General features: G+C 65.3%; 14 protein-coding genes. 8 read left to right on the top strand and 6 right to left on the bottom strand.

The window, feature by feature from the left end:
- Positions 1 to 62 precede the first annotated feature (62 nt).
- Genes ACG97_RS04755 through ACG97_RS04730 form a run of 6 tightly spaced genes read left to right on the top strand, consistent with a single transcriptional unit; the run spans position 63 to position 3,855 of the window.
- Positions 63 to 278 (top strand): RNA-binding S4 domain-containing protein, encoded by a 216-nt coding sequence (locus tag ACG97_RS04755; RefSeq protein WP_047966253.1) that lies wholly within the window; start codon positions 63 to 65, stop codon positions 276 to 278.
- Positions 275 to 469, top strand: coding sequence for an oxidoreductase-like domain-containing protein (locus ACG97_RS04750; protein ID WP_238377258.1), 195 nt, complete (start codon positions 275 to 277; stop codon positions 467 to 469). Before ACG97_RS04755 ends, ACG97_RS04750 begins: the two co-directional genes overlap by 4 nt.
- A gap of 1 nt (position 470) precedes the next feature.
- On the top strand, positions 471 to 1,343 hold the full coding sequence (locus tag ACG97_RS04745; RefSeq protein ID WP_047966186.1) for a 3',5'-nucleoside bisphosphate phosphatase: 873 nt from the start codon (positions 471 to 473) through the stop codon (positions 1,341 to 1,343).
- A 3-nt stretch (positions 1,344 to 1,346) separates the two neighbouring features.
- Positions 1,347 to 1,967 (top strand): L-threonylcarbamoyladenylate synthase, encoded by a 621-nt coding sequence (locus ACG97_RS04740; RefSeq protein WP_047966185.1) that lies wholly within the window; start codon positions 1,347 to 1,349, stop codon positions 1,965 to 1,967.
- A gap of 18 nt (positions 1,968 to 1,985) precedes the next feature.
- Positions 1,986 to 2,624: a site-2 protease family protein gene (locus ACG97_RS04735; RefSeq protein ID WP_047966184.1), complete on the top strand. Its 639-nt coding sequence runs from the start codon at positions 1,986 to 1,988 to the stop codon at positions 2,622 to 2,624.
- A gap of 34 nt (positions 2,625 to 2,658) precedes the next feature.
- A complete protein-coding gene (locus tag ACG97_RS04730) occupies positions 2,659 to 3,855 on the top strand; it encodes a tryptophan--tRNA ligase (RefSeq protein ID WP_047966183.1) in 1,197 nt (398 codons plus the stop codon).
- Positions 3,856 to 3,976: 121 nt separating this feature from the next.
- Here the strand turns inward: ACG97_RS04730 and ACG97_RS04725 are convergent, their stop codons facing one another.
- From ACG97_RS04725 to flhB, 6 genes are read right to left on the bottom strand one after another with little or no spacing between them, the layout of a single operon-like run.
- Positions 3,977 to 4,726, bottom strand: a complete 750-nt coding sequence (locus tag ACG97_RS04725; RefSeq protein WP_047966182.1) for a flagellar motor protein — start codon at positions 4,724 to 4,726, stop codon at positions 3,977 to 3,979.
- A gap of 29 nt (positions 4,727 to 4,755) precedes the next feature.
- Positions 4,756 to 5,496 (bottom strand): RNA polymerase sigma factor FliA, encoded by a 741-nt coding sequence (locus tag ACG97_RS04720; RefSeq protein ID WP_047966181.1) that lies wholly within the window; start codon positions 5,494 to 5,496, stop codon positions 4,756 to 4,758.
- Positions 5,497 to 5,498: 2 nt separating this feature from the next.
- Positions 5,499 to 6,362: a flagellar synthesis regulator FleN gene (locus ACG97_RS04715; protein ID WP_202902700.1), complete on the bottom strand. Its 864-nt coding sequence runs from the start codon at positions 6,360 to 6,362 to the stop codon at positions 5,499 to 5,501.
- A complete protein-coding gene (gene flhF, locus ACG97_RS04710; protein ID WP_047966180.1) occupies positions 6,359 to 7,789 on the bottom strand; it encodes a flagellar biosynthesis protein FlhF in 1,431 nt (476 codons plus the stop codon). The genes ACG97_RS04715 and flhF overlap by 4 nt, the downstream gene beginning before the upstream one ends.
- A gap of 6 nt (positions 7,790 to 7,795) precedes the next feature.
- On the bottom strand, positions 7,796 to 9,877 hold the full coding sequence (gene flhA / locus ACG97_RS04705) for a flagellar biosynthesis protein FlhA (protein WP_047966179.1): 2,082 nt from the start codon (positions 9,875 to 9,877) through the stop codon (positions 7,796 to 7,798).
- Positions 9,878 to 9,901: 24 nt separating this feature from the next.
- Positions 9,902 to 11,065, bottom strand: coding sequence for a flagellar biosynthesis protein FlhB (gene flhB, locus ACG97_RS04700; protein ID WP_047966178.1), 1,164 nt, complete (start codon positions 11,063 to 11,065; stop codon positions 9,902 to 9,904).
- 139 nt (positions 11,066 to 11,204) lie between these two features.
- Here flhB and ACG97_RS04695 point away from each other — a divergent pair, with 139 nt between their 5' ends.
- Both ACG97_RS04695 and ACG97_RS04690 read left to right on the top strand, forming a co-directional pair.
- Positions 11,205 to 11,999, top strand: a complete 795-nt coding sequence (locus tag ACG97_RS04695; RefSeq protein ID WP_047966177.1) for a thymidylate synthase — start codon at positions 11,205 to 11,207, stop codon at positions 11,997 to 11,999.
- Entirely contained in the window at positions 11,996 to 12,490 is a 495-nt protein-coding gene (locus ACG97_RS04690) for a dihydrofolate reductase (protein WP_047966176.1), read from the top strand. The genes ACG97_RS04695 and ACG97_RS04690 overlap by 4 nt, the downstream gene beginning before the upstream one ends.
- Positions 12,491 to 12,528: the final 38 nt, after the last annotated feature.

Genomic DNA, 12,528 nt, shown 5'->3' with positions numbered 1-12,528 from the left:
AATGGCTTGTGCCGCTTATGCACAGGCCACTCACAAGGCTGTCAAAAGACAGTGTGCAGAACATGAACGAAATCTTTGAATTGCGCGGTGAATACATCGCGTTGTGTGATTTGCTCAAGACCACCGGCATCATGGAGACCGGCGGCATCGCCAAGCAGTTCATTGCCGACGGCAATGTGCTGGTCGACGGTCAGGTCGAGCTGCGCAAGACCAACAAGATCCGCGCCGGGCAAGTGGTGTCCGGCGACGGCTTCGAGATCAAGGTGATCGCGGCGTGAGTGTGACGGACGACGTGTTCGACCCGATGCCGGAGGCACCGGAAGCGCCGAGCGACGACATGTGCTGCGGCAGCGGCTGCGATCCCTGCGTGTGGGACACCTACAATGCGGCGGTGCAGCTTTACCGCCGCCAACTGGCGGACTGGCAGGCGCGCGAAGCGACACGCCAGGCGGCCAAGCCCGGTAACTGACATGGCGAGCATCGACCTGCACTTTCATTCCACCGCCTCCGACGGCGGCCTGCCGCCGGCAGAGGTGATCCGGCGTGCCGCGGCGCGCGAGGCCAGCCTGCTGGCGCTGACCGACCACGACTGCACCGCTGGCCTCGCCGAGGCACGCGCCACGGCGCTGGCCGCCGGCGTCGATTTCCTCGACGGTGTCGAGGTGTCGGTGACGTGGAACGCGCGCCACACCGTGCACATCCTCGGCCTCGGCATCGACCCGGACAACGCGGCGCTGTGCGCCGGGCTGCAGTCCATCCGCGACGGTCGCGTCGAGCGCGCGCGGCAGATGGGCGAATCGCTGGCCAAGATCGGCATTCCCGGCGTCTTCGACGGCGCGATGCGGCTGGCGGCCAATCCGGAGATGATCGGCCGCACCCACTTTGCCCGCTATCTGGTGCAAAGCGGCGAGGTTAAGGACGTCAAGAGCGTGTTCCGCAAATACCTGACCACCGGCAAGCCCGGTTACGTGGCGCACGAGTGGGCGACGCTGGAAGATGCGGTCGGCTGGATCCGCGGCGCCGGCGGCATGGCGGTGATTGCGCATCCCGGCCGCTACGACATGGGCCGCACCCTGATCGAGCGGCTGGTGACCGATTTCAAGGCCGCCGGCGGCGAGGCGCTGGAAGTGGTCAGCGGCAGCCACAGCCTGGACGACATGCTGCGCTTCGCGCTGGTGGCGCAGAAGCACGGCCTGTACGCCAGCGCCGGCAGCGATTTTCATGCCCCGGGCGAGGGCGGCCGCGATGTCGGCAGCACCACCGACCTGCCGCCGATCTGCCAGCCGATCTGGCAGGCACTGGCGCCATGCATCCACCGCGCTGCGGCCAACGTTGAGGAGTAGCCGATGTCGCAATTTTTCATGATCCACCCGGAAACGCCGCAGGCGCGACTGATCCGCGAGGCGGCCAAGATCATCCGCGAGGGCGGGGTGGTGGTGTATCCCACCGACTCCTGTTACGCGCTGGGTTGTCATCTTGGCGACAAGAAGGCGATGGAGCGGCTGCTGGCGATCCGCCAGCTCGACCTCAAGCACCACCTGACCCTGGTCTGCGCCGACCTGTCGGCACTGGCCAACTACGCGCGGGTGGACAATGCACAGTTCCGCCAGCTGAAGGCGGCGACGCCGGGCAGCTTCACCTTCATCCTGCAGGCCAGCCGCGAGGTGCCCAAGCGCACGTTGCACCCCAAGCGCGCCACCATCGGCCTGCGCGTGCCGGATCATCCGGTGACGCTGGCGCTGCTGGAAGAACTGGGCGAGCCTATCCTGTCCTGTACCCTGCTGCTGCCGGGCGACGCCGAGGCGCTGACCGATCCCTACGAAATCCGCGAACGGCTGGAACATCTGGTCGATCTGGTGATCGATGGCGGCTGGTGCGGCACCGAGCCAACCACCGTGATCGACATGACCGACGGCATCGAGCTGATCCGCCGCGGCAAGGGCGACCCGGCGCTGCTGGGCCTGTAACCCGACAAGGAAACCCTCTTGGAAGAACTGAACCTGATCCAGAAGATCGCCATCTACGCACTGCCGGTGCTGCTGGCGATCACCCTGCACGAAGCCGCCCACGCCTACGCCGCCAAGCGCTTTGGCGACGCCACCGCCTACATGATGGGGCGCATGACGCTCAACCCGCTGAAACACATCGACCCGGTCGGCACCGTGCTGTTGCCGCTGCTGTCGGTCGTGATCGGCGGTTTCCTGTTCGGCTGGGCCAAGCCGGTGCCGGTCAATTTCGGCGCGCTGCGCAATCCGCGTGTCGGCATGCGCTGGGTGGCCGCCGCCGGTCCTGCGGCCAACCTTGTGATGGCCATCATGTGGGTGCTGCTGCTCAAGCTCGCCATCGTGATGGACAACGACTACAGCCGGCCGCTGGCGCTGATGAGCCAGGCCGGTATCGGCATCAACGTGGTGCTGATGGTGCTCAACCTGATGCCGATCCTGCCGCTGGACGGCGGCCGCATCGTGGAGAGCCTGCTGCCGCACCGGCTGGCCTACAACTTCTCGCGGCTGGAGCCGTACGGCATGTGGATCCTGCTGGCACTGGTGTTTACCGGCCTGCTGTCCCCGATCCTGCGTCCCTTTACCACCATGGTTTACGAGCTGCTCGGCTTTTTGCTCTGAGCCTTAACCTGTCACTCACGGAACCCGACACACCATGTTTGCCAACCGCATTCTTTCCGGCATGCGCCCGACGGGCAGCCTGCATCTGGGCCACTACCACGGCGTGATCAAGAACTGGGTCGAGCTGCAAACCCGCCACGACTGCTACTTCATGGTCGCCGACTGGCACGCGCTGACCACCAACTACGACGAAGTCGCCATCATCGAGAAGTCGATCTGGGAAATGGTGATCGACTGGCTGGCCTCCGGTGTCGATCCGGAACAGGCCACCATCTTCATCCAGTCCAAGGTGCCGCAGCACGCCGAGCTGCACCTGGCGCTGTCGATGGTGACGCCGCTGGGCTGGCTGGAGCGGGTGCCGACCTACAAGGACCAGATGGACAAGCTGAACCACAAGGATCTGGCCACCTACGGCTTCCTCGGCTATCCGCTGCTGCAGGCCGCCGACATCCTGGTGTACAAGGCCGGGCTGGTGCCGGTCGGCGAAGACCAGGTGCCGCACATCGAGCTGACGCGTGAAGTGGCGCGCCGCTTCAACAACCTGTACGGCCGCGAGCCGAACTTCGAGGAACTGGCCCGCGCGGCGGTGAAGAAGATCGGCAAGGCTGGCAAGCAGTTCGAGCAGCTGCGTACCCGCTACCTGCAGGATGGCGACGGCGAGGCGCTGCTGGCCGCGCGCGAGCTGCTGGCCGCCAGCCAGAACCTCGGCAACAGCGACCGCGAGCGGCTGCAGGGCTATCTGGAAAACAAGGGCAAGATCATCCTGCCGGAGAGTGAGGCCCTGCTGACCGCGGCGTCGAAGATGCCGGGGCTGGACGGCAACAAGATGTCCAAGTCGTACAAGAACACCATCACCATGCGAGAGACGCCGGAAGAGGTCAGCAAGAAGATCCGCGCGATGCCGACCGACCCGGCCCGCGTGCGCCGCACCGATGCCGGCAATCCGGACAAGTGCCCGGTGTGGCAGCTGCACGAGGTGTACAGCAGCGACGACACCAAACAGTGGGTGAAGGCCGGCTGTACCAGCGCCGGCATCGGCTGCCTGGACTGCAAGCAGCCGGTGATCGAGGCGGTGGTGCGCGAGCAGCAGCCGATGTTCGAGCGCGCCGAGAAGTACCTGGCCAACCCGAACCTGGTCAAGGAGATCGTGTTCGAGGGCTGCCACAAGGCGGAACTGGTGGCCCGCGAGACGATGAAGGAAGTGCGCGAGGCGATGGGGCTGGGTTACTGATAGCCGCGCCGCCACCGTTGCGGCCAACCTTGCAACGCAAAACCCCCGCCGGCGGCCGCTGGCGGGGGTTTTTGTCTGCGATGCGGCACAAGCTTGGCCGCCATGCCTTAGCCAAGTGGCCTCAGTCGTTGAGGCCGAGGAAGCTGCGCAGGCGGGCTTCGATGATGCGCGGATTCTCGCCGTTGGCGATGGCGATCAGCCCTTCCAGCGTCAGCTCCTTGAGGTTGACCTCCAGGCTGATCAGATTTTTCAGCTTGTTGGCGATCGGCAGCAGGAACAGGTTGGCGATGCCGACGCCGTACACGGTGGCGACGAAGGCGACCGCGATGCCGCCGCCGAGCTTGGACGGGTCGGACAGGTTTTCCATCACGTGGATCAGGCCCAGCACCGCGCCGAGAATGCCCATCGTCGGCGCGTAGCCGCCGGCGGATTCCCAGATCTTGGCCGCCTGCTTGCGCGCGTGCTCGAAGATGCCGATCTCGGTCTCCAGCACGTCGCGGATGATCTGCGGCTCGGCGCCGTCGACCAGCATCTGCAGTCCCTTGCGCACGAACGGGTCTTTCTGGTTGTTGATATAGCCTTCCAGCGACAGCAGGCCGCCGCGCCGTGCCGCCTGACTCCAGCTGACCAGGTCGCGGATCAGTTTTTCCTGGTCGTGTACCGGCGGGCGCAGCACCCAGCCGGCCATGCGCAGACCGGTGAGGAACTGCTTCGGCGTCGACTGCAGCATCACCGCGCTGAAGGTACCGCCGATGACGATCATGAAGGCGGTGACCTGGATCAGCGAGCCGATGTGGCCGCCTTCCAGCGCTTGTCCGGCCAGGATGGCGGTCAGGCCGCCGATGATGGCAATGAGGCTAATTTTATCCACAGGCTATGGTTTCCGTACGCGTGGCGGGTTCAGGTCCAGTCGCGCAGGCGCGTGCGCAGGCGGGCGATGGCCTGGCTGTGCAGCTGCGAGACGCGGGATTCGGAGACGCCCAGCACGGCGCCGATTTCTTTCAGGTTGAGGTCCTGCTCGTAGTACAGGCTCATCACCAGCTGGTCGCGCTCCGGCAGCAGCTTGATGGCGTCGATCAGCGCGCTGCGGAAGTGGTCTTCGGCGAGGTTGTCCAGCGGGGTGGCGGCGTCGCTGTCGACGATGTTGTCGATCTGCTTGCTGCCATTGCCTTCGTCATCGTGGAAGTCTTCGAAGTGCACCAGGGTCAGCCCCTTGCACTCCGCCAGCATCGCCTGGTAGTCGCTCAGCGGCAGCGACAGGCTGTCGGCGATCTCGCCTTCCGCCGGGCTGCGTCCCAGCTGCTGTTCCAGCTGGTGGATGGCACTTTCGATCTGGCGCACATTGCGTCGCGCCTGGCGCGGCAGCCAGTCCTCGCGGCGCAGCTCGTCCAGCATCGCGCCACGGATGCGCTGGCTGGCGAAGGTTTCGAACAGCACGCCCTGCGCGCTGTCGAACTGGCGCGCGGCCTCGATCAGGCCGATGGTGCCGACCTGGATCAGGTCGTTGATGTCCACGCTGGCCGGCAGGCGCGCCATCATCATGCTGGCCAGCTTCTTGACCAGCGGCGCGTGCTGGTTGATGTCGATGGTTTCGCGCTGGCTGTGCTGCTGATAGGCCTGCCATTTGTTTGCTACTGCCATATTTAATGACCTGTCAAATCTGCAAGCGCTTTGCTTGTCATTAAAAGATGTTCGAGATAACTGCCGCGCGGGGTGTCGTCGTCGGGCGCGTGCCACTGCGGCAGCATCTGCGCCAGCTGCAGGTAGGCGTGCGCCGCCTCGCTGTCCGGAAACGCCTCCACCACCGGGCGCCGTAAAGTCTGACTCTTTCTGATGGTGTTGTCATCCGGGACGAAACCGACCCAGCGCAGGCCGACCGGCAGGTAGTCGCCGGCCACGCGCTGCAGGCGGCTGAAGATCGCCTGCGCCTCGTCAAAGTTGGCCGCACGGTTGACCAGCACGTTGAAGCGGCGGCGCGCGTAGTCCTGCGCCAGCCGTTTCAGCTGTGCGTAGCCGCCCATCAGGCTGTCGGAGGACGGGGTCAGCACCAGCACCAGGTTGTCGGCGATGCAGCAGGGGCCGGGGTCTTCGCTCAGCGGCGGGGTATCCAGCAGCAGTAGCGCCGCGTCCTGTTCCACCGACGCGAACTCGTTGATCAGGCGGCGCCAGATGCGCGGTGACAGGCGCGTGCGCTCGTCGACGCTGGCGGCGAGGTTGACCAGGGTCAGGCCGTGGCGGTTGCTGACCATCAGTTCGTTGAGATCGCCGAGGCTGACTGCGACGCTGCCCAGCGTGCCGGCAGCCGGCAAGCCGAGGCGGCGCGCCAGTTGCTGGCCGTTGTGGTGCTCGATCAGCAGCGGGCGTTGCCGTTGCAGCGCCAGCGCCGCCGCCAGCTCGCCGGCGACGGTGCTCTGGCCGCAGTGGTCGGCGCCGAAAAAGGCGAAGGACGGCGGGTAGTCGTGCAGCGCCTGGCGGCGCAGGCCGGAAGCCTGATCCAGCACGCTCATGACAGCCAGCCGGACTGCGCGGCATTGAGCATCGCCATTTCATCGCTTTCCGGATTGAACGGCGAGGCCAGCTGCGCGGCGCGCAGCGCGCGGTCGATCAGCAGCTCGGCATGGGCGGCGTGGATGTCTTCCGGCACGCGCTGGCCGTTGGTGACGTAGAACAGGCGCAGGCGGTGGCGGATGACGACATCCAGCCCCGGCCCCAGCATCAGTGCCTCGTCGATCTTGGACAGGATGGCACCGGCGAGGCCGTCGCCGCGGTAGTGGCGTACCACGTCTTCCAGCGTGTGCCCGTCGGCGTTGGCGGCCAGCAGCAGCAGGCGCTCCACCGGGCGGCCGGTCTGGTTGAACATGTCCAGCTGTGCCTGCACCCGCGCGTCGCGCTGGCCCATGCCGACGGTGTCGATCAGCACGATCTTGCGCTGCGCCAGATCGGCCAGCGTCAGCTGCAGGTCGCCTTCGTTCTGCACCGAGAACACCGGCACGCCGAGGATCTTGCCGTAGATGCGCAGCTGGTCCTGGGCGCCGATCCGGTAGGTGTCGGTGGTGATCAGCGCCACGTTCTGCGCGCCGTGGCGCATGGTGGCGCGGGCGGCCAGCTTGGCGACGGTGGTGGTCTTGCCGACGCCGGTGGGGCCGACCAGCGCATAGATGCCGCCGCGCTCGATCGGGTCGTGCTGCGGATCCATGCACTTCAGGTTGTGGATCAGCGCCGAGCGCGCCCACTTCTGTGCGACATCGCCTTCGTACTGCGGCGGCAGCTTCTGTGTCAGCTGGCGGATCAGCGTCGAACTGAAGCCGGCGGTGAGCAGGTGGCGGAACAGCTCAGCACGGTTGGGCGTGCGCTGCTCCATGTCCGACCAGGCAAAACCGGCCAGCTGGCTTTGCAGCAGGCTGCGCAGCTGCTTGATTTCGTCGCCGATCTGTTTCAATTCCTGCGCCATCTGCTCGCGCTCGGCATCGTTGCTGCTGGCAACGTTGGCCGCAGGCCGGGCCGGTGCCGCTTGCGGCTGTGGCGCCGCCTTCGGTGGCGGGCTGTTGCCCTGCACATGGGCGAGGAAGGGTTTCGGTTCGGTGCTGGCTTTCGCCTGCGGTGGTGGCGGCGGTGTCGGCACCGCAGGCGCTTCCAGCGGCTCCACCGGCATCGCGTAGGTGCGGGCGATGGCGCGGTTCATGCTGCCGCCAGCGGCGGCAGGCGCGGGCACCGGTGACGGTGTCGGCGCATTGCGTGGCGGGTGTTTCGGCTGCGACGGCGGTGTCAGGGTGGTGGCCAGCGCGGAAACATCGGCATCGGCGACGGCCATGATCTCTACGCCACCGCCCAGGGTAGGGCGGTTGGACAGGATCAGCGCATCGGCGCCCAGTTCTTCGCGAACCTGGCGTAGCGCATCCCGTGTTGTTTTGCCGTAGAACTTTCTGACCACCATGATGCGTTAGCTTTTGCTCCCCCCGATCACCGCAATTATACGAATGGATTTGCTGTCCGGTATTTCATTATGCGAAATCACGCGTAACTGCGGCAGGGCGCGGCGCAGAAAGCGTGCCAGCAAAGGCCGTAATGCCGGTGGGGTCAATAATACGGGATTAAAGCCCTGGTTTTCGACTTGTTCCGATTGTTCTGCGGCATTGGCCAGCAGGTTTTCCGCCAGACCCGGCTCCAGACCGCCGCCCTTGCTCTGTACCGCCTGCAGCAGGATGCCTTCCAGCTGCGGGTCCAGCGTCATCAGTGGCAGCTCCTGCTCGCCGGGGAACAGCTGCTGCACGATGGCGCGCGACAGCGCGGTACGCACCGCCGAGGTCAGCTCGTCGATGTCGGCGGTGACGCCGACGTGATCGGCCAGCGTCTCGATGATGGTACGGAAGTCGCGCAGGTGGATGCCGTCGGTCAGCAACTGCTGCAGCACTTTCTGCAGGGTGCCGATCGGCACCACCTTCGGCACCAGGTCCTCGATCAGTTTCGGCGCTTCCTTGGCCTGATGGTCGATCAGCGCCTGCACTTCCTCGCGGCCGAGCAGTTCGGCGGCGTGGGTCTGCAGCAGGTTGGACAGGTGGGTGGCGACCACGGTGCTGGCGTCGACCACGGTATAGCCCAGCGTCTGCGCCTCGTCGCGTTTGCTGGCGTCGATCCAGATCGCCGGCAGGCCGAAGGCCGGATCGGTCGTCGGGGTGCCTTGCAGCTCGCCGCTGACCTGGCCGGGGTTGATGGCCATGAACTGGCCGACGAAGGCCTCGCCGCTGCCCACCTCCACGCCCTTGAGCAGGATGCGGTAGGCATTGGGGCGGATTTCCAGGTTGTCGCGGATGTGGACCGGCGGCACCAGGAAGCCGAGTTCCTGCGCCATTTTCTTGCGGATGCCGCGGATGCGGCGCAGCAGCTCGCCGTCCTGCTCGCGATCGACCAGCGGGATCAGGCGATAGCCGACCTCCAGCCCGAGGGCATCGACCGGCTGCACGTCTTTCCAGCTGACTTCGGTCAGCGGCTGGTCCAGCACCGCCGGTGGCAGCACTTCGATTTCGGCCGGCTGCGTGGCACGGCGCGCGGCGCTGATTTCCAGCCAGCGGGCACTGCCGGCGAGGATAGCGGCGATCATCAGGAAGGCGACGTGCGGCATGTTCGGGATCAGGCCCAGCATGCCGATCACCGCGGCGGTGAGGTACAGCACCGTCGGGTTGGCGAACATCTGCCCCAGCAGCTGTTCCGACAGGCCTTTTTCGGTGCCGACGCGTGCCACCACCATGCCGGCGGCGGTGGAGATGATCAGCGCCGGGATCTGCGCCACCAGGCCGTCGCCGATGGTGAGCAGGGTATAGGTTTCGGCGGCCTCGGCCACCGGCAGGTCGTGCTGCACGATGCCGATGATCAGGCCGCCGACGATGTTGATCACGATGATCATGATGCCGGCCACGGCATCGCCGCGCACGAACTTGGAGGCACCGTCCATCGAGCCGAAGAAGTTGGCTTCTTCGCCGATCTTGGCGCGGCGGGTGCGCGCCTCGTCCTCGCCGATCAGGCCGGCGTTGAGATCGGCATCGATCGCCATCTGCTTGCCGGGCATCGCGTCCAGCGCGAAGCGGGCCGAGACTTCGGCGATACGGCCGGCACCCTTGGTGATCACCACGAAGTTGATGATGGTCAGGATGATGAACACCACGATGCCGATGGTAACGTTGTCGCCGATCAGGAAGTGGGCAAAGGATTCGATCACCGCGCCGGCGGCGGCGGAGCCGTTATGGCCTTCCAGCAGGATCACCCGGCTGCTGGCCACGTTCAGCGACAGGCGCAGCAGGGTGGTGATCAGCAGCACCGAGGGAAAGGAGGAGAATTCCAGCGGTTCGCGCGTGTTGATACCCACCATCAGCACGATGATGGAGACGGCAATATTGAAGGTAAAGAAGATGTCCAGCAGCACCGGCGGCAGCGGCAACACCATCATGGCCAGAACCAGGATGATCAGGACCGGGCCTGCCAGGGTGTTCAGATCAATCTTTTTCAGGAAGTCCTGCAGTGTGTTCATGCCTCGTTGCGATGACGTGCTGCGTTAGGTTTTTGGCGGCGTATGTTGCTGGCGTTTGCTTTCGGGGTCAAGTTCGGCAGGGACGTCCAGCTGCTCGGGGAACACCGGGGCCAGGCCGCCGGTTTGCTCGAAGTGTTTCAGCTGGTGGATATAGGCCAGCACCTGCGCGGCAGCGGTATACAGCTGCGACGGAATCTGCTCGCCCAGCTCGACGTTGAAGTACAGCGCGCGGGCAAAACTGGGCGCGCGCAGGATGGCGATGCGGTGCTCCTGTCCGGCGTTGATGATGCGCTCGGCCAGCTTCAGGCTGCCCTTGGCGATCAGTACCGGCGCGGCCATCTCTTCATCATACTTGAATGCAACGGCGTAGTGAGTCGGGTTGGTAACAATTACGTTGGCGTTGGGGATCTCCTGCATCATGCGTTTGCGTGCCGCCTCGCGCTGCAGCTGGCGGATGCGGCCCTTGACCTCGGGCGAGCCTTCCTGCTGCTTGTATTCCTGCTTCACTTCATCCTTGGTCATGCGCAGGTTCTTGTGGTACTGCCACAGCTGGAACGGCACATCCAGCACCACCAGCAGCAGCATGGCGCCGACCACCATCAGAAAGGTGTGCTCCATCAGCGCCACCAGCTTCAGCAGCGCGCCATCCAGCGGCATGCTGATCAGCCCCATCAGCTCGTCGCGCTCGTTCCAGATTGCCCAGGTGGCGACGCCGCCGATCAGTGCGCTTTTCAGTACCGCCTTCAGCCCTTCGGTGGCGGCATTGACCGAGAACAGCCGCTTGATGCCGCTGAGCGGGTTGAGCTTGCCGAAATTGGGCATGAAGCCCTTGCTGGTGAAGTTCCAGCCGCCGATCAGCAGCGGTGTCAGCGCCGCCACCAGCAACAGCCCGCCCAGCAGCGGCGCCATTTGCAGCAGGGTGTCCTGTACGCTCTGCCGCAGCCGCTCCATGATCACCAACGGGTCGCGCAGGCTTTCCTGGTTGAAGGTAAACCAGGCGATCATGCTTTCCTTCATGGCGGCGAACAGCTGGCCGCCGGTGGCGATGAGCAGGGCCAGGCCTGCCATGGTGACGGCAAAGGTGTTCAGCTCGCGCGAGCGCGGGACGTTGCCGTCCTCGCGCGCCTGTTCGAGTTTCCGCGCCGAGGGTGACTCGGTGCGGTCTTCCTTGTCTGAGTCTTCAGCCATGGCGCGGTGATGTGACCCTGTGGGTTAGTGATTCGATGCGCGATGGTAGCGCATTTGCCTGTGCTCTGCGCGCCGCGCGGCTGGTGTCGTCGCCTGCGGTTGATAGTAGAATTGGCGCATTCAATTTACAGGCGCTGTCATGAAACAGTATCTCGACCTGATGCAGCACGTGCTGACGCACGGCGTTGACAAGTCCGACCGCACCGGCACCGGCACCCGTTCGGTATTCGGCTACCAGATGCGCTTCGACCTCGCCGCCGGTTTTCCGCTGGTGACCACCAAGAAGTGCCACCTGCGCTCCATCATTCACGAATTGCTGTGGTTCCTGTCCGGCGACACCAATATCCGCTACCTGCAGGAAAACGGCGTCCGCATCTGGGACGAGTGGGCCGACGAAAATGGCGACCTGGGACCGGTATACGGCTACCAGTGGCGCAGCTGGCCGGCCCCGGATGGCCGCCACATCGACCAGATCGCCAACCTGCTGGACATGATCCGGCGCAACCCCGATTCGCGCCGTCTTATTGTGTCGGCGTGGAACCCGGCGCTGGTGGACGAGATGGCGCTGCCGCCGTGCCATAGCCTGTTCCAGTTCTACGTGGCCGACGGCAAGCTGTCGTGCCAGCTGTATCAGCGCTCGGCGGACATCTTCCTCGGCGTGCCGTTCAATATCGCCAGCTACGCGCTGCTGACCATGATGGTGGCGCAGGTGTGCGGCCTCAAGCCGGGCGACTTCGTGCACACGCTGGGCGATGCCCACCTGTACAGCAACCATCTGCAGCAGGCGCAACTGCAGCTGACGCGCGAACCGCGGCCGTTGCCGACGATGCGCATCAATCCGGAGGTCAGCGACCTGTTTGCCTTCAAGTTCGAGGACTTTACGCTGGAGGGCTACGACCCACATCCGCATATCAAGGCGGAGGTGGCGGTATGAGCGTGCGGCCAACCTTGACCCTGGTGGCGGCGATGGCGCGCGGCAACGTGATCGGCATCGACAACACCCTGCCATGGCATCTGCCGGAGGACCTGAAACACTTCAAGGCGGTGACGCTGGGCAAGCCGGTGATCATGGGGCGCAAGACCTTCGATTCCATCGGTCGCGCTTTGCCCGGCCGGCTGAACATCGTGATTACCCGCCAGCCCGACTGGCAGCACGAGGGCGTGGCGGTAGCGCACTCGCTGGAGGAGGCGCTGGCACTGGCGGCCAACGTTGATGAGGTGTGCGTGATCGGCGGTGCCGAGCTGTACCGCCAGGCGCTACCGCTGGCCGACCAGCTGCGGCTGACCCATATCGAGCTGGAGGTGGCCGGTGATGCCACTTTCCCGGCGTGGCATGACGAGGAGTGGTTGGCCACGCCGCAGCCGGCGCAGACCGCGGCCAACGGGCTGGTGTACCGCTTTGTCGATTACCGGCGCCGTGCCTGACACGGCGTGAGCAAGCAAAAGGCGACCGCGAGGCCGCC

The sequence above is a fragment of the Vogesella sp. EB genome (assembly GCF_001037925.1).
Lineage (GTDB): Bacteria > Pseudomonadota > Gammaproteobacteria > Burkholderiales > Chromobacteriaceae > Vogesella > Vogesella indigofera.
Note: the sequence above shows the minus strand (reverse complement) of the source record. Positions and strands in the feature narration are given on the sequence as shown.